Origin of the sequence: Mycobacterium sp. E3298 (assembly GCF_001666895.1) — a bacterium.
Taxonomy (GTDB): Bacteria; Actinomycetota; Actinomycetes; order Mycobacteriales; family Mycobacteriaceae; genus Mycobacterium.
Map to the genome: position 1 here is coordinate 20,116 of NZ_LZJB01000171.1, position 16,874 is coordinate 36,989.

Consider the following 16,874-nt stretch of genomic DNA (forward strand, 5'->3'; position numbering starts at 1 on the left):
CGGTATGCCCCGCCGGTGAACACTGGCGTCGCCTACGGTTCCCCCTATGCCCGCAGTGGAATTCGAAACCCTCGAAGACGACATCGCCCGTATCACGCTGAACCGCCCCGAGCGCCTCAACGCCATCGACGGATCGCTGATCGACGGCGTGCACCACGCCCTTGACCAGCTCGGTGGCGGCGAGTTCAGGGCCGCGATCCTGACCGGCGCCGGACGCGGATTCTGCGCCGGGGCGGATCTGAGCGGCACCGGTGAACCGTGGACCAAGCCCAAACCGACGACCCCGCCCTTCAAGGTCAACTACGACTCCCAGGTTCGCCTGGCCGACCTGTTCACCCGGATCTACGAGCTGCCCATTCCGGTGATTGCCGCCGTCAACGGCGTGGCGGTCGGGGGAGGGTTGGCGTTCACGCTGGTGTCCGACGTCCGGGTCGCGTCCGAGCACGCCCGGTTCGGGTCCGCGTTCATCAAGGCGGGCTTCTCGTCGATGGACATGGGCACCAGTTACCTGCTGCCGAAAATCGTCGGCGCAGGCGTGGCGCGCGAACTGATGCTCTCCGGCCGCATCATCGACGCGGCCGAGGCCTACCGCATCCATCTGGTGCACGAGGTGGTGGCCCCCGACGACCTGATGCCGGCCGCGCTGCGGGTGGCCCGCTCGATCACGGAGAACAACGCCTACGGCGTGTGGCAAACCAAGATCGGCCTCAACGCGGCGCTGGACGCGCCCAGCCTGCGGCACGCCATCGAGATCGAGAACCGCACCCAGATCCTCAGCGGCTTCACCAACAACCCCGTCGAGGCGGCCACCGCCCACATGGAGAAGCGGGCGCCGAAGTGGGATCCGCTGTGAGGGCTAGACCTTCGCGATGACGTTTTCGGCGAACATCTCGAGGTTGCGGATCTTGTTCTCCAGCGGCTCGGTGTCCTTGCCCTTGATGTAGGGGATGCGAAAGCCGACGATGGCGTCGGTGACGCCTTTGTCCTCGAGGCGTTTGATCCCGTCGACGGTGTAGGCGTCGGCCGAGATGACGTGAATCTGGAACGGCCCCGTCTTACCCGCCTCTTCGCGATACCGCTTGAGCTTGGCGATGAGCCCGTCGAGTTCCTCCGGGTCACCGCCCCCGTGCATCCAGCCGTCCAGGCGGGCCGCGCGGCGCAGGGCCGCGTCGGCGTGCCCGCCGATCAGGATCGGGATCGGCTGGGTGGGAGCCGGCGTCATCTTCGTCTTCGGGATGTCATAGAACTCGCCGTGGAACTCGAAGTAGTCGCCGGTGGTCAGGCCCTGGATGATCTCGATGCATTCGTCCATGCGCTTGCCGCGTTTGGCGAATGGGACGCCCAGCAGTTCGTAGTCCTCCGGCCATGGGCTGGTGCCGACACCGAAGCCCACCCGGTTGTTGGTCAGCGCGGCCAGCGAACCGATCTGCTTGGCCACCAGCGCAGGCGGCCGGATGGGCAGCTTGAGCACGAAGAAGTTGAAGTGCAGCTTCGTCGTCACCGCACCCAACGCCGCTGTCAGCACGAAGGTTTCGATGAACTCCTTGCCGTCCAGGAACTCGCGATCGCCGTCGGGGGTGTACGGGTACTTCGAATCCGACTCGAAGGGGTAGGCAATGCTGTCAGCGATCGTCATCGCGTGGTACCCGGCCGCCTCGGCCGCCTGGGCCAGCGGGATGTAGTACCTGTGGTCGGTCATCGCCTCCGCGTAGGTGAACCGCACGTCATCTGCCTTCCTGGAAACCGGTCGTCACACGAGATTAGAACGTGTTCTAGTTCTACCCGCGGCCGGGTTCCCAGCACAATAAGGCGTCAGAGCTGGTTTTCGGGGCCGATGACCGCCCAGACCGTCTTGCCGCTTGCGGTGGGCGTGCTGCCCCACGCGCGTGACAGCGCTTCGACGATCGCCAGGCCGGAGACGTCGATCCCGGTCGTCGGCGACGGCAGCCGAACGGCCGGGGCATGGCTGCTGTCGGACACTGCGATGGTCGCCGTCGGCCCGTGGCTCTCGAGCCGCATCACGGGAACGCTCGGGGTGTGTTCGAGGACGTTCTCGACGAACACGTTGACCACCACCAGGGCGACCGGAATGAGCGTGGATTGGGACCAGGTGGTGAGCCATTCGCGGACCAGGCGGCGCGACTCGCGCAGGCTGGTCAGGTCGGCGGGCAGCTGAGCGTCGGCGCGACGCACGGCGCGCCGGCTCTGCTGGCCGAGCGCCTTCAGCGCCGCCTTTTCGGTCGAGTACACCGGCATGAAGTAGGCGACGCCGCTGCGGGAGATGGCCTCGCGCGTTCCGCGGTGCGCGCAGACCAACACGATCGGAACATCCGGATTGCTGCGGACCTGCCAGTGCGCGCCGATGAAGGTGGACCACGCCAATTCGGCGAGCACCTTGAGCGCGGAGATGTTGACGATGACGGCAGCCGGCTCATCCAGCGTGGCCTGCAGGATGTGTTCGCGGAGCGTCGCGGAGTTGGTGGCGTCGAGGACACCGTCCACGGTCAGGACGGTCGCCGACTGATCGGTCCGCGTCGCGACGGCCAGCGAGCTGGGGGACTCAGCTACCGAGCTCACCACAGCAACCCCTTTCCCTGCGGGGGCCTCTGGTGTCGAGGCGCCCGGACGCCCGGCTGCGTCGCGTCGTCCGGTTCCATCCCTGCTCCTCGAATCACACCCGGGCCAACTGCTTGAGTATCCGCCCTCAGCGGCAAAAGTCTAATTGGGGGCAAGCGCGCCGGACGCCACCGGAAAGCGCAGCCCACGGGCGTGACATTGAAAACGCGCGCGGCGGGGAGCGCGGTGTGAGTGAGGCGCGTGCCCGTCCCCACCCGTGCGAGGCCCCTGCCTCTACCGCGCCGAACACATTGTTCGTTTTCGCTGCGCAGCACGCGCATCCCCCGGGACTACCACCTTCTGCGTTCCGCCAAACGCAATGACGAGGCCGGAGAAACCGTGGGTCGGGCGGGAAAGGTGGGTGGGTCAGCGCGACGCGTACGGCGGGGCGCCAACCCCGGCGACCGAGTGCGTGCCCCACGGCGTCCGTTCCACGATGCGGGCGGCGGCGCTGCGCCGGCCCACGGTCAACGTCGCGGTCCGTGCTTGCCCGAGCGCCTCGTCGGGCAGCGGCTGCGACGGCGATGCGGACACCGTCCCCTGCCAGTGGTAGCGGCCGTCGATCGGGTCGAGGTGTCCGGTGAGCCGGACCCGGACCGGATGGCGGACGCCGGCGATCTCCAGCGTCGCGGCGCCGTCATAGGTGTCGTCGCGCTCCGGTGCGCCGGCCGACAGGTCGAAGGCGGAGGCGACCGGCGGGGCCTGGTCGGGCGACAGCTGTGCGCGCTCGTTGAACACCCGCAGGCTGCTGGCGCGCACTTCTATGCGGCTGCTGGACGTGCGCTCCATCAGGCGCAGGCACTCGGCGATGTAGCGCGCCTGCGCGCCGGTGTCGGGCCCGGTGATGAAGAAGTAGTTGGGAAAGCCGCGAACCGCCACACCGTAGAACGGCTCCATCCCGTCGTGCCAGGCCTGCCGGATGGTCAGACCGCCGGCGCCGACGAACGCTTGATCGGCCGACTCCTCGGGAATGGAGAATCCGGTGCCGTAGATGATGGCGTCGACGTGATGGTCGGCGCCGTCGCGGGTGCGGATGCCCGACTCGGTGACCGCCGCTATCGGCGACCTTGCGACCGAAGGGCGATGGGCGTCGGCCGGCCGGAGTGGGTGCCGCAGCCGGCGTTTGGCGCGGGTGGACCACAGCGGTACCTCGGTGACGACCCTGCGCGGCGAGTGGGCGAAGACGGTGACCGACGCGGCCGCCCGGGTCAGCCGGCCGATCTGGTGGCCGGCGCTCGCGTCCGTGCCGACGATGGCGATGCGCTTGCCGTACGGATCGAACTCGGGTGCCCACGTCGCCGCGTGAAATGACTGTCCCGGGAAGGCGTCGCGGCCCGCGATGTCCGGCAGCCAGGGGACGAACGGCGGCTCGGCGGTGATGACGGCCCGCGCCCGCGCGGCCTCGCCGTCGGCCGTCGTCAACAGCCAGGTGTCTGTCGCGTCGTCGAACACCGACTGGACCCGCGCGACGTGCTCGTCGAGGACGACGAAGTCTGTGACGCCCGCGGCCGCCAACGCAGTGGGAGCGTCGGCGCGCGGGCCGAGGACGGCTACGGGGTGGCGGGAGTCAGCGAGGCCGCCCGGCCGCGTCACAGAAACCTGCTGCGCTTCCAGCCGCGGCGCGCGATCGGGCCGAGCAGGCCCACCTCGCTCAGGAACCCCGCCAGCGGGGCGAATCCGGCCACCTGCATCTCGCGGCGGTGCGGGCTGGTGCGCGCGATGTGTCGCGCCCGCCTCGGGTCCAGACCCGTGCGCGCGTACGGGATCGGATTGCTGAACAGGTAGTTGAAGAAGTAGCCGCCCAGCCCGTTGATGTTGGCCATGAACCAGCGGTTGATCCGGGGCATTTCGGCCACGCGTTTACGGGCGCCGTCGCGGGCGAACTGGATGTGGCGCGCCTCCTCGGTGACGTGAATCCGCATGAGGCGCTGGATGATTGGCTGCAGCTCCGGGTCGTCCATCATCTGCCGCTGCAGCGAATCGAAGATTTCTTCACCGATCAGCGCGGCCACCCACAGCATCGAGCCGCGCTGAAACGCCAGCGGAAGCGCGTTGATGATCATCCGGTGAAACAGCCGCGGCCGCACCGGCTTTGCGCCGATACGCTCGATGGCCTTGCCGAACATGACCATGTGGCGGGTCTCGTCGCCCAACTCGGTCAGCTTGTAGTGGGTCGACTTGCTGGTGGGGTCCTCGTGCAGGATCGTTCGCAGCAGCGACTGATTGAGCATGTTCTCGAACCAGATCCCGGCCGACAGCGTGTTGACCAACTCCTGGCGCGAGAGCTCGATTTGTTGCTCGCGGGTCATCTCGTCCCACATCGGCGTGCCGTACAGCGACACCAGGCGCGGCGGCAGGTAGAACTTGTCCGGATCCAGCGGGGCGTCCCAGTCGATGTCAACGACCGGCTCGTAGGACTTTTTGACCGAGCCCCTCAGCAGGCGCTCCGAAAACTCTTCACGACTCGGCCCGCCTGGCTTCACCGCAGTTGTCATGCGCTGGCGTCCCTTCATTGGGTGCTTCAGACGGTACCCATGGTACTGGGTACTTTTGGCCCCGACTAGGCCCTTCAGGTTTCGATTCGGCAGTCTGATGCAAGAGACGAGGAGGGTTTCTTGGGCCGGCATATCCACGTCATCGGCATCGGCGCCGGCGACCCCGACTACGTGACCGTCCAGGCGATCGAGGCGCTCAACGACACCCAGGTGTTCTTCGCGATGGACAAGGGCGAGGCGAAAAGCGACCTGGTGGCGCTGCGACGGGAGATCTGCTCCCGGTTCATCCGCGGGCCCGGCTACCGCTTCGTCGAGCTGCCCGACCCCAAACGCGCGGCCGGCTCCGACTATCGCGAGGCCGTCTCGGACTGGCACGCCGCGCGGGCGCGGGTCTGGGCCGACGCGATCGCCGCCGAGCTGGGACCCGACGGTGTCGGCGCCTTCCTGGCCTGGGGGGACCCGTCGCTCTACGACAGCACCCTGCGCATCCTGGAGGCGGTGGCCACCGAGCTCGAGTTCACCTTCGATGTGATTCCGGGCATCACCGCGGTGCAGGCGCTGACCGCCCGGCATCGCATCCCACTCAACGAGGTCGGGGAACCGGTGCTCATCACCACCGGTCGGCAGCTGCGCGCGCACGGGTTGACCGGATCGGCGGTCGTCATGCTCGACGCCGAATGCTCCTTCCAGGCGTGCCCGCCCGACACCCGCATCTGGTGGGGCGCCTATCTGGGCACCGCCGACGAGCTGCTGGCGGCCGGCACCGTCGGCGAGGTCGCGGCGCGGATCGTGTCGCTGCGCGCCGACGCCCGCGCGCGGCACGGCTGGATCATGGACACCTATTTACTCAGACCGGCAGACTGAAGGGCGTGCCGGAACTGCCCGAGGTCGAAGCCCTGGCCGACCATCTGCGCCGCCATGCCGTCGGCCTGACGATCGGCCGCGTCGATGTCGGCGCGCTCTCCGTGCTGAAAACGTTCGATCCGCCGCTGGGCGCGCTGCACGGCCAAGCCGTGACCGGGGCCCACCGCTGGGGCAAGTACCTGGGGCTGCAGGCGGGAGAGCTGTCCTTGATCACCCACCTGTCGCGGGCGGGGTGGTTGCGGTGGTCGGACAAGCTGGCCGCGGCGCCGCTGCGGCCGGGCAAGGGCCCGATCGCCTTGCGCGTGCACCTCGGCACGCCCGGCGATGCGCCCGGCTTCGACCTCACCGAGGCCGGCACCCAGAAGCGTCTGGCCGTGTGGCTCGTCGGTGATCCGCAGTCCGTCCCCGGCATCGCCGCCCTCGGACCCGACGCGCTGGAGCTGACCGTCGACGATCTCGCCGGCCTGTTGGCCGGCAACACCGGCCGGATCAAGACGGTCATCACCGACCAGAAGGTGATCGCCGGCATCGGCAACGCCTACAGCGACGAAATCCTGCACGTTGCCAAGATTTCCCCGTTCGCCACCGCCGGCAAGCTGACCGATGAGCAGCTCACCGCCCTGCACGACGCGATGGTGTCGGTCCTGCGCGATGCGGTGAGCCGCTCCGTAGGCCAGGGCGCGGCCACGCTCAAGGGGGAGAAGCGCTCCGGACTGCGGGTGCACGCCCGCACCGGCCTGCCCTGCCCGGTGTGCGGGGACACCGTGCGCGAAGTCTCCTTCGCGGACAAGTCTTTTCAATACTGCCCGACGTGCCAGACCGGCGGCAAGGTGCTGGCCGACCGGCGGATGTCGCGGCTGCTCAAGTAGGCGGCGACCCGCGACTTGACACCTGTCGATATGCTGCCCGGATGACTCGTCAGAAGATCCTCATCACGGGTGCCAGCTCCGGCCTGGGCGCCGGCATGGCGCGGGCGTTCGCCGCGAAGGGCCGCGACCTGGCGCTGTGCGCCCGGCGCACCGACCGGCTCGACGAGCTGAAAGCCGAACTTTCCCAACAGTATCCGGGCATCAAGATCGCCGTGGCGGCGCTGGACGTCAATGACCACGAGCAGGTGCCGAAGGTCTTCGGTGAACTCAGCGACGAGCTCGGCGGCGTCGATCGTGTCATCGTCAACGCGGGCATCGGCAAGGGCGCGAAACTCGGCTCGGGCAAGCTGTGGGCCAACAAGGCGACCCTCGAGACCAACCTGGTTGCCGCGCTGGTGCAGATCGAGACCGCGCTGGAGATGTTCAACAAGGCCGGTTCGGGACATCTGGTTCTCATCTCGTCGGTGCTCGGCAACAAGGGCGTGCCGGGCGTCAAGGCCGCCTACGCGGCGAGCAAGGCCGGCTTGAGCTCGCTGGGGGAATCCCTGCGCGCCGAATACGCCAAGGGCCCCATCAAGGTTTCGGTCATCGAGCCCGGCTACATCGAGTCGGAGATGACGGCCAAGTCGAACAGCACGATGTTGATGGTGGACAACGAGACTGGCGTGAACGCTCTCGTCACCGCCATGGAGCGCGAGCCCGGCCGGGCGGCGGTGCCGTGGTGGCCGTGGGCGCCGCTGGTGCAGGTGATGCGGGTGCTGCCGCCCCCGCTCACCAAGTGGTTCGCCTGAATCAGTGCGGCACCGGCGTGTAATGCTCTGCGTCGCTCGTGAATTCGGGCTTGCCGTAGGTTGCCAGCCGTAGCTTGAGGAGCCCGATCACGTACGCGTCGGTGATGTCCCTGAGCACGGGGACGCGGCTGGCGTGGCTCACTGCGGTAAAACGTCCGATGATGAAGGGCGCGGTGAGGGCGACGCGCACGAGGTCCGTCGGCCCCATCGAGACACCCATCGCCTCGGCGACCTCACGATTCCCGTTGCAGAAGGTGCGAACGAAAGTGAGCTTGCTGAAACTCTTTTCGACCGCCTCCGCGCAACGGTCGAACAGCGTGGTGTCGGGGCGCAAGTAGGCCGCCATCGTGCCGCGGACGAGTTCTTGGCAGATGCTGTCGAACCCGTCGCGCAGCAGTGCCGAGCGCGCGTGCATCACGTGGACGATGTCGGCCGGTTCAGAGGGCAGCAGTTCTTCCGGTAGGCCGAGCAAAAAGCAGCGGTACCTGGCGAATTCGACGACCGCGCGCTCCTCGGGGGTGAACTCCGTCCGGCCCTGTTGGCGCGCCTTACGGGCCAGCAGGTACTGGCCGATCATGCCGGCCGGCATCTGGTCGACCTGCGGCACGGGCATGCCGTATACGGCGGCATCCCACTTGTCGGATTTCTTCAGGGCGTTGTAGCGGACCATGGAGTGCATCAGCCGGACCATGGCGGCCGCCTCGAAACCGGGGCCGAATCGATCCAGCGCACCGGGGAGGGTGGTGACGGCGAAGAAACTGGCGGTCTCGTTCACCCGGCGCGCGGCCCGCTTACCCGAGAGTGCGCCGGTGAGGGCCATCGGCAGCGCGGCGTAGGTGTTGGTGAAGGTCGCGATGAAGGCCCCGCGCGTGATGAAGGGTGCCAGCAGCGCTGCGGGAATCCGCTCGTGGCGGGCGCCCTCCCGGACCAGATCGAAGTCGATCCACTCCGGGGTCGCCTCCATGGCGGCGATGAACGAAACCAGTTCGGGGGGCGCGTCGGGCACCGACTCGATTCCCTCTCGGCAGGCCGTCTTGAGCATGTCGATCAGCTGGGCGACGCTGCGCGAAGTCATCAGTGCCGCATAGGGATCGGCGACGACGTCGCCGAGCAGGGTCGCCGTGCTCATCAACTCGACCACGCGGTCGTCTTGCAGAATCGGTGCGCGGTCGGCGATCCAGGCGGGCAGGGCCGAGTCGACGTTCGGTTCCGTGGCCAGACGGTCCGGCCGCCGGTCGAAGTCGAAGTCTCCATACAGGTCGGGCTGCAAATCGCGCTGGCTGCGCACTCGCGCGGCGAGCTCGGGGTAGTACGTGACCATCGCTGCCTCCGATTAACTAACAGTTCGTGAGCAATACTCACAAGTTGTTAGTTATGCTGTCAAGCATGAGTGCGGGCAGCCCGAAGCGGCGCATGACCGGCGAGGGCCGGCGCGAGCAGATCCTCGACGTCACTCACGCGATCGTCGACGCCGAGGGTTTCCACGCGGCCACGCCCAACCGCATCGCCGGGGCCGCCGGCATCAATCGGTCGTTGATCTATCAGCTGTTCGGCGACCCGGCGGGACTCTTCGTCGCACTGATCGACCGTGAGGCGGCGCGGGCCGGCGCCCAATTCGCCGAGGCGGTCTCGGGATTGGATGCCGTCGCCGGGGACCAGTCGCTGGTCGTCGCGTTCGACGGGGTGCTGGCCGCGGTCGACGCCCATCCGGCGACGTGGCGGCTGTTCCTGTTTCCGCCGCAGGGCGCTCCGCCGGAGTTGTATACGCGGCTGGCGCAATCGCAGGCCGTCGTGCTGGAGTTCTTCGTCACCGAATTGCTGCGCATCAATCCTCACGTGCACGACCCGGAGTACACCGCGCGGATCCTGCACGCGGCCGGACGCGAACTGCTGCAGTTGCACCTGAGCGAGCCGCAGACCGCGACGGTGGAACGTTTGCGTACCTTTGTACGGCGATTGGGCTCCGACGTCATGAGCCGCACGGGCTGACTAGCTGGTGCGCCCGCGTTCGGTCCGGTAGCGGCGCACCAGCGCGTCGGTCGAGCTGTCGGACTGGGGGTCCGGCGAGCCGTCCGACGTGATCACCGGCAGCAGCGCCTTGGCCTGGGTCTTGCCCAGCTCCACCCCCCACTGGTCGAACGAGTCGATGCCCCAGACGACGCCCTCGGTGAAGACCTGATGCTCGTAGAGGGCGATCAGCTGGCCCAGCACCGACGGCGTGAGCCGGTCGGCCAGGATCGAGGTCGACGGCCGGTTGCCGGGCATCACCTTGTGCGGCACGATGTCGGCCGGCGTGCCTTCGGCGGCGATCTCCTCGGCCGTCTTTCCGAACGCGAGCACCTGGGTCTGGGCGAAGAAGTTGCTCATCAGCAAGTCGTGCATGCTTCCGGTGCCCTCGACCGTGGGCAGGTCGTCGAGGGGCTGGCTGAAGCCGATGAAGTCGGCCGGCACCAGCCGGGTGCCCTGGTGCAGCAACTGATAGAAGGCGTGCTGGCCGTTGGTTCCCGGTTCGCCCCAGAAGATTTCGCCGGTATCGGTGGTGACCGGGGTGCCGTCCGCGCGCGTCGACTTGCCGTTGGATTCCATGGTCAGCTGTTGCAGATAGGCGGCGAAGCGGGACAGATCGTTGGAATACGGCAGCACCGCGCGCGACTGAGCTCCCATGAAGTTGGAGTACCACAGCCCGATCAGTCCCAGCAGCGCCGGCGCGTTGGACTCCAGCGGGGCGGTCTTGAAATGCCGGTCCACGATGTGGAATCCGGACAGGAAATCGGCGAACGCCTCCTTGCCGATCGCCGCCATCACCGACAGGCCGATCGCCGAGTCGACCGAGTACCGTCCGCCGACCCAATCCCAGAAGCCGAACATGTTGTCGGTGTTGATGCCGAAGTCGTCGACCAGGCGTTTGTTGGTGGAGACCGCCACGAAATGCTTGGACACCGCGGCGTCGCCGAGCGCGTCGGTCAGCCAGCGGCGCGCGGCGGTCGCGTTGGTGAGGGTCTCCAACGTCGAGAACGTTTTCGATGCGACGATGAAAAGCGTTGTGGCAGGGTCTAAGTCGGCCAGGGTGGCGATGAGGTCGGCGGGGTCGACGTTGGAGACGAAGCGGGCCGAAATCCCTGCGTCGGCGTAATGACGCAGCGCCTGATACACCATCACCGGGCCCAGGTCCGACCCACCGATGCCGATGTTGACCACGGTGCTGATTCTTTGTCCGGTGGCCCCGGTCCATTCACCGCTGCGTAACCGGTCGGTGAAGTCACCCATCCGGTCCAGCACGGCGTGCACGTCCTCGACGACGTTGTGGCCGTCGACGATCAGCTCGGCGTCGCGGGGCAGCCGCAGCGCGGTGTGCAAGACCGCCCGGTCCTCCGAGACGTTGATGTGCACGCCCGCGAACATCTGGTCACGACGCTCCTCGAGGTTAGCGGCGCGCGCCAAATCGATGAGCAGCCGCAGCGTTTCTCGGGTGATGCGGTGTTTGCTGTAGTCGATGTAGAGGTCACCGACCGAGACGGTGAGTTCGCAGCCTCGGTCGGGATCCTCGTCGAAGAACTGGCGCAGATGCGTCGCGCCGATCTGTTCGTGATGCCTGCGCAGGGCGTCCCACGCTGGGGTGGCGGTGATGTCGGGGAGGCTTTGCGCGGAGGTCATACTCCGACCCTAGTGACGGTCGCAAGCGCGGTGTAGCCGGGCGCGGCGGGCCGTCACCGTGGGTTTGGTGACGGTCGCAAGCGCGGTGTAGCCGGGCGCGGCGGGCCGTCACCGTGGGTTTGGTGACGGTCGCAAGCGCGGTGTAGCCGGGCGCGGCGGGCCGTCACCGTGGGTTTGGTGACGGTCGCAAGCGCGGTGTAGCCGGGCGCGGCGGGCCGTCACCGTGGGTTTGGTGACGGTCGCAAGCGCGGTGTAGCCGGGCGCGGCGGGCCGTCACCGTGGGTTTGGTGACGGTCGCAAGCGCGGTGTAGCCGGGCGCGGCGGGCCGTCACCGTGGCGCAACGCGGATGCGCGGCGACCCAGCCAGGCGTGACTGGTGACCTCAGTGACCCAGCCGGCCCCTGCCCAACCGCAGCAGCAGGATCGCGAGGTCCTTGCCGTCGGGACCGAGCTCGCTGTAGCGCTCGATGACCTTCATCTCGCGGCTGTGCACCAGCCGCGTGCCGCCGGATGCCATCCGGACCTTGCCGATCGCCTGGGACACCTCGGTGCGCCGCTTCACCGCGGCCAGGATCTCGGCGTCCAACCGGTCGATCTCGTGGCGCAAGTCGTCGATGCTCAACTCTTCGGCGTCGGTCGTCTGTGGGGGTTCCACCGTCTCAACCTTCATCTCTGCTAACTCCGCGTTCTCGGGATGTGGGGGTTGTGGTCTCATCCTGTTTCGGGCCTCACAAAAGAGAAGAGCCCCGGTCTTGAGGAAGCGGACCACGGGGCTCTGACGAAAGCAGCTAGACCACGGGGACCGCGAACCGGTACCCGTAGAAAAATCGGCGGCAGTTCGGGGTGAAGGACTGCCGACGGCACTGCGCGTTGAGCACCAAACGAGTGTGCCACTAAAATCGGCTCCCGCGCAAAAACGTCGGCGTGAACTGGCCATTACGCGCCGGGTGGCCGAGCCGGACTCGGTTGAGCCGGCGCACCGGGACATGGTTGCTTACCGGTGTGGATTGCATTAACGCCGGGGGAAATTGAGCGCCGACGGCGTATTTGGCGGCATTGGCCCGGCGCAAATCCCGGTCCGATTATCGGCCACTTTTAGACGTGGGTGCAATTATTTTCCATCGCAAATGCGGTCGCTTATCGGATTGCGAAACTCCCATTGTGTCGGCGTGGATTTGGCCGGTGCGGGGCGTCGGAGGGACTAGCCTGATCTGACGCCTGGACGTGTTGCGTCGGTGGGCGGCGGTAAGTTTGGACCAACATGAGTGTGTATGTAACCGATGCCAATCTGGCCTCCGAGGCAGATCAGCTACTCGAAGGCCTCAACCCGCAACAGCGCCAGGCGGTGGTGCACGAGGGCTCGCCGCTGCTGATCGTCGCGGGGGCCGGTTCGGGCAAGACTGCGGTGTTGACGCGCCGCATCGCCTACCTGATCGCGGCGCGCGGTGTCGGGGTGGGCCAGATCCTGGCCATCACGTTCACCAACAAGGCGGCGGCCGAGATGCGCGAACGCGTGGTGCGGCTGGTGGGCAACCGGGCCCGCGCCATGTGGGTGTCCACCTTCCACTCGACGTGCGTGCGAATCCTGCGCAACCAGGCGTCCCTGATCGACGGCCTCAATTCCAACTTCTCGATCTACGACGCCGACGACTCCCGCCGCCTGCTGCAGATGATCGGGCGCGACATGGGGCTCGACATCAAGCGCTACTCGCCGCGGCTGTTGGCCAACGCCATCTCCAATCTGAAGAACGAGCTGATCGACCCCGCCGAGGCGGTGGCCAAGCTGACGGACGATTCCGATGACCTCGTTCGCACCGTGGCCTCCGTATACGGCGAATACCAGCGGCGGCTGCGCGCGGCCAACGCCCTGGACTTCGACGACCTGATCGGCGAGACCGTCGCGGTGCTGCGGGCCTTCCCGCAGATCGCCCAGCATTACCGGCGGCGGTTCCGTCATGTCCTGGTCGACGAGTACCAGGACACCAATCACGCCCAGTACGTGCTGGTTCGGGAACTGGTCGGCCACGACGCCACAGAAGAATCGCCCGACGACGTTCCGCCTGCGGAATTGTGCGTGGTGGGTGACGCCGACCAGTCGATCTACGCGTTCCGCGGCGCCACAATTCGCAACATCGAGGACTTCGAGCGCGACTACCCGGACGCGACAACCATTCTGCTGGAACAGAATTACCGCTCGACGCAGAACATCCTGTCGGCGGCGAACTCGGTGATCGCCCGCAACTCCGGCCGCCGCGAGAAACGGCTCTGGACCGACGCCGGTGCCGGCGAGCTGATCGTCGGCTACGTGGCGGACAACGAGCACGACGAGGCGAGGTTCGTCGCCGAGGAAATCGATGCGCTCGCCGACCGCGGCGAAATCACCTACAACGACGTGGCCGTGTTCTATCGCACCAACAACTCCTCGCGGTCGTTCGAAGAGGTGTTCATTCGCGCTGGGATTCCCTACAAAGTCGTTGGGGGAGTGCGCTTTTACGAGCGCAAGGAAATCCGTGACATCGTCGCCTATCTGCGGGTGCTGGACAACCCGGGTGATGCGGTCAGCATGCGGCGGATCCTCAACACCCCGCGTCGGGGCATCGGTGATCGCGCCGAGGCCTGCGTGGCCGTCTACGCCGAGAACACCGGCGCGAGTTTCAACGACGCGTTGGTGGCGGCCGCCGAAGGCAGAGTGCCGATGCTCAATTCGCGTGCGGAGAAGGCAATCGCGGGCTTCGTCGAGCTGCTCGACGAGCTCAGGGGCCGACTGGACGAGGATCTCGGTGATCTGGTCGAGTCGGTCCTCGAACGTACCGGCTACCGCCGCGAGCTGGAGTCCTCCACCGATCCGCAGGACCTGGCCAGGTTGGACAACCTCAACGAACTCGTCAGCGTGGCACACGAATTCAGCACCGACCGGGCCAACGCCGCCGCGCTGGACGAGTCGTTGGAGGCCCCGGACGACGAGGACGTGCCGGACACCGGTGTGCTCGCGGAGTTCCTGGAACGGGTCTCCCTGGTTTCCGACAGCGACGAGATTCCCGACGACGGCGCCGGCATGGTCACCCTGATGACACTGCACACCGCCAAGGGGCTGGAATTCCCCGTGGTGTTCGTCACCGGCTGGGAGGACGGCATGTTCCCGCACATGCGGGCGCTGGACGACCCGACCGAGCTGTCCGAGGAGCGGCGGCTGGCCTATGTCGGCATCACCCGCGCCCGTCAGCGGCTGTACCTGAGCAGGGCCATCGTCCGATCCTCCTGGGGGCAGCCGATGCTGAACCCGGAATCGCGCTTCCTGCGCGAGGTTCCGCAGGAACTCATCGAGTGGCGGCGCACCGCGCCGGCGTCGTCGTTCAGCGCGCCGGTGAGCGGTGCCGGCCGGTTCGGCACCCCGCGCGCGGCGCCGACCCGCTCGGGTGCGGGCAAGCGGCCGTTGCTGGTGCTCGAGCCCGGTGACCGGGTGACCCATGACAAGTACGGGCTCGGGCGCGTCGAGGAGGTGTCCGGCGTCGGCGAATCGGCCATGTCGCTCATCGACTTCGGCAGCGCGGGCCGGGTCAAGCTCATGCACAACCACGCGCCGATCAGCAAGCTCTAGTCGCAACCTCCCGGCCGTCGGAAGGCGTGCCGACCGTGAGGTGATCGGGGAATTTGATATCGCGGGTGATATCGGATTCCGAAGTCGCTTATTGGTCGGGCCGCGGTGAACCGGGTGATCACCCTGCGGTCGCGACGACCCGGCCATCAGGCCGGCGGGTCAGGCCTCCAACCAGCGTTTGGTGCGCGGGTGCATCGCCAGCACCACGCTGGCGATCGGTAGCAACGGCAGCAGGTGCACGATCCACGCCACGCGGGCACCGGCGATGAACACGCCCAGGTACGTCAGCACGGCGACCACGGCGCCGACGACGATGAGGAAGCGCCCAAACGGCCGGTGCTGCAGCAGCATGATCACGCCCGAGACCGTGGTCACGGCGAACACCAGGGCCAGGAACGCGACCGCGACGCAGAAGAGCCGGTCGGACCGCCACCAGCCGGCGACCAGGTCGGTCGCCACCACCGACGTGGCCCACCCGCTGACGATGCTGACGGCGCAGGCGGCGACGGCCGTCCGGTCGCTCGGCCCATCGGCCGGCGCACCCGGCGTGCCTGGCAGCCCCGCGCGAGACGGGCCCTGGTAGGGCGGTGGTTGTGCGGCGATGTGCGTGGTCGGGGTTTCCGGCGCTATGGGGACGGGTCCGGTGGGTGCCCGGCGGATGATGCGGGTCTTCGGGTCCGACGGCGACGCGGATTCGGGCGATGGCGGACCGGGAGGTGGCTGATCGGGCGCGGTCACCTCAACCAGCGTAGTTACCGACCATAAGACCCCGCTTAGCCAGCCATGGGACGGGATCGATTCGTTCGGTGCCCCCCTGGAGCACCTCGAAATGCAGGTGAGGGCCGGTGGAGTTACCCCGGTTGCCCATGGTGGCGATCTGGTCGCCGGCCATTACGCGCTGGCCGACGCTGACCAGCGTGGTGTTGACGTGGCCGTAGAGCGTGACCGTGCCGTCGGCGTGGCGCAGTTTGACCAGCATGCCGTAGCCGGCGGCGGGACCCGAGTCGATGACCACGCCGTCGGACACCGCGTAGATCGGCGTCCCGATCGAGTTGGCCAGGTCGATGCCGGCGTGCAGCACTCCCCAGCGGTAACCGAAGTTGGAGGTGAAGATGCCCTTCGTCGGCATCACGTAGAGCGGCTGCTGCAGCCGTGCCTCACGCTGAGCGCGGTCGTTGGCGAACGCGACGCCCTTGGCGAGCTCCTGGTTGTGCACCGCGGCGGTCGCCGCCGGCTGCAGCGCGACGACCTGGGCACCGCGGATGGTGTTGTTGGCCGAACCGCCGGTGAGCGCCGACGCGTTCGCGGTCAGCACGGCCTCGGTCTTCGGCGTGTCGGCGTGGCTGGTGGCGGTGTGCGCAGCCGCGGCGGCCGCGCCCGCGGCCATCGCCGAGATCAGCAGGCGGCCCCGGGCCGCGCTGGTCGGCTCCTTGCGGTGCGCTCCGCCGTGCCGGGCGACGGCGACGACGTCGGTGGTGTGCACGCGACGGGGACGGGGCTCGGCGGCGGGCGCGATGACCACCCGCGGCAGCACCTCGGTGACGGGCGCGGCCAGCCACAGCGGGGTCGGGTCGTCGGCCTCGTTCAGGTCGTCGAGCTCGGGGGCCAGCAACACCTGCGCCTCGTTGTCGAAGGTGGAGTCGTTGCTGTAGTCGAGGTCGCCAAGATCGCAGACCTCGTCGCGCCAATCCAGGTCATCGAAATCGAACCCGTCGAGCGGGAGGATTTCGGTGACTTCGTTGCGATGGGGCTCGGTACCCCGGCCGCCTGCCGCGCGACCAACCCTCACCACACCTGCTGTTTCAGCAGTAGAAGGAGCAAAACGGTGCTGGGACAAGCTGAAATGTCCTCGTATCGTGACCATAACGTTATCTGGACCCTGAGACGGTATCCGCTAACTCGCGGAACTGGCAACCTCGACGAGCAATCCCGCCGAAATTGTGATTTGGGTCACGAACGGGGTACGCCGCTGAGCCGTGAGCTGTGC

General features: G+C 67.6%; 14 protein-coding genes and 3 pseudogenes. 8 read left to right on the plus strand and 9 right to left on the minus strand.

Going from position 1 to position 16,874, the window contains the following annotated elements; all coding sequences use genetic code 11:
• The first annotated feature begins 55 nt into the window (after positions 1-55).
• Entirely contained in the window at positions 56-853 is a 798-nt protein-coding gene (locus tag A9X05_RS08045; protein WP_197498969.1) for an enoyl-CoA hydratase/isomerase family protein, read from the plus strand.
• Positions 854-856: 3 nt separating this feature from the next.
• On the opposite strand, the gene A9X05_RS08050 is transcribed toward A9X05_RS08045, so the two are convergent.
• The 3 genes from A9X05_RS08050 to A9X05_RS08060 all read right to left on the minus strand — a co-directional run bounded on the left by A9X05_RS08050 (position 857) and on the right by A9X05_RS08060 (position 3,966).
• Positions 857-1,723, minus strand: coding sequence for an LLM class flavin-dependent oxidoreductase (locus A9X05_RS08050; RefSeq protein WP_067753658.1), 867 nt, complete (start codon positions 1,721-1,723; stop codon positions 857-859).
• 89 nt (positions 1,724-1,812) lie between these two features.
• Positions 1,813-2,577 carry an STAS domain-containing protein gene (locus A9X05_RS08055; protein WP_067753730.1) on the minus strand — a complete coding sequence of 255 codons (765 nt, stop codon included), beginning with the start codon at positions 2,575-2,577 and terminating at the stop codon, positions 1,813-1,815.
• 405 nt (positions 2,578-2,982) lie between these two features.
• Complete coding sequence (locus tag A9X05_RS08060; protein WP_231968920.1) at positions 2,983-3,966, minus strand: DUF4873 domain-containing protein; 984 nt, start codon at positions 3,964-3,966, stop codon at positions 2,983-2,985.
• 207 nt (positions 3,967-4,173) lie between these two features.
• Between A9X05_RS08060 and A9X05_RS32000 the strand changes: the two are divergent.
• A pseudogene (locus A9X05_RS32000) lies at positions 4,174-4,266 on the plus strand (hypothetical protein); the annotation flags it as partial.
• Positions 4,267-4,316: 50 nt separating this feature from the next.
• Here A9X05_RS32000 and A9X05_RS08065 read toward each other — a convergent pair.
• A pseudogene (locus tag A9X05_RS08065) lies at positions 4,317-5,243 on the minus strand (diiron oxygenase); the annotation flags it as partial.
• Here A9X05_RS08065 and cobF point away from each other — a divergent pair.
• The 4 genes and pseudogenes from cobF to A9X05_RS08080 all read left to right on the plus strand — a co-directional run bounded on the left by cobF (position 5,232) and on the right by A9X05_RS08080 (position 7,635).
• Positions 5,232-5,975: a precorrin-6A synthase (deacetylating) gene (gene cobF, locus A9X05_RS08070; RefSeq protein ID WP_067753648.1), complete on the plus strand. Its 744-nt coding sequence runs from the start codon at positions 5,232-5,234 to the stop codon at positions 5,973-5,975. The pseudogene A9X05_RS08065 and the gene cobF sit on opposite strands and share 12 nt — an antisense overlap.
• Before the next feature lie 5 nt (positions 5,976-5,980).
• Positions 5,981-6,223 (plus strand): annotated as a pseudogene (locus A9X05_RS32005) (DNA-formamidopyrimidine glycosylase family protein); the annotation flags it as partial.
• 162 nt (positions 6,224-6,385) lie between these two features.
• A complete protein-coding gene (locus A9X05_RS32010; protein WP_231968922.1) occupies positions 6,386-6,844 on the plus strand; it encodes a zinc finger domain-containing protein in 459 nt (152 codons plus the stop codon).
• Positions 6,845-6,885: 41 nt separating this feature from the next.
• Positions 6,886-7,635, plus strand: a complete 750-nt coding sequence (locus tag A9X05_RS08080; RefSeq protein ID WP_067753641.1) for an SDR family oxidoreductase — start codon at positions 6,886-6,888, stop codon at positions 7,633-7,635.
• A gap of 1 nt (position 7,636) precedes the next feature.
• Here A9X05_RS08080 and A9X05_RS08085 read toward each other — a convergent pair whose 3' ends face one another.
• Complete coding sequence (locus A9X05_RS08085; protein WP_067753638.1) at positions 7,637-8,956, minus strand: oxygenase MpaB family protein; 1,320 nt, start codon at positions 8,954-8,956, stop codon at positions 7,637-7,639.
• Between the two features lie 92 nt (positions 8,957-9,048).
• Between A9X05_RS08085 and A9X05_RS08090 the strand changes: the two genes are divergently transcribed.
• On the plus strand, positions 9,049-9,624 hold the full coding sequence (locus tag A9X05_RS08090) for a TetR/AcrR family transcriptional regulator (protein ID WP_067753727.1): 576 nt from the start codon (positions 9,049-9,051) through the stop codon (positions 9,622-9,624).
• Here A9X05_RS08090 and pgi read toward each other — a convergent pair whose 3' ends face one another.
• Positions 9,625-11,289 carry a glucose-6-phosphate isomerase gene (pgi, locus tag A9X05_RS08095; RefSeq protein WP_067780529.1) on the minus strand — a complete coding sequence of 555 codons (1,665 nt, stop codon included), beginning with the start codon at positions 11,287-11,289 and terminating at the stop codon, positions 9,625-9,627.
• A 382-nt stretch (positions 11,290-11,671) separates the two neighbouring features.
• Positions 11,672-12,004: a chorismate mutase gene (locus A9X05_RS08100; protein ID WP_082950482.1), complete on the minus strand. Its 333-nt coding sequence runs from the start codon at positions 12,002-12,004 to the stop codon at positions 11,672-11,674.
• A gap of 546 nt (positions 12,005-12,550) precedes the next feature.
• Between A9X05_RS08100 and pcrA the strand changes: the two genes are divergently transcribed.
• On the plus strand, positions 12,551-14,887 hold the full coding sequence (gene pcrA, locus A9X05_RS08105) for a DNA helicase PcrA (protein ID WP_067758166.1): 2,337 nt from the start codon (positions 12,551-12,553) through the stop codon (positions 14,885-14,887).
• 159 nt (positions 14,888-15,046) lie between these two features.
• Here pcrA and A9X05_RS08110 read toward each other — a convergent pair whose 3' ends face one another.
• Positions 15,047-15,625, minus strand: coding sequence for a hypothetical protein (locus A9X05_RS08110; protein ID WP_067758163.1), 579 nt, complete (start codon positions 15,623-15,625; stop codon positions 15,047-15,049).
• A 1-nt stretch (position 15,626) separates the two neighbouring features.
• A complete protein-coding gene (locus tag A9X05_RS08115) occupies positions 15,627-16,676 on the minus strand; it encodes a M23 family metallopeptidase (protein WP_156670187.1) in 1,050 nt (349 codons plus the stop codon).
• Positions 16,677-16,874 lie beyond the last annotated feature (198 nt).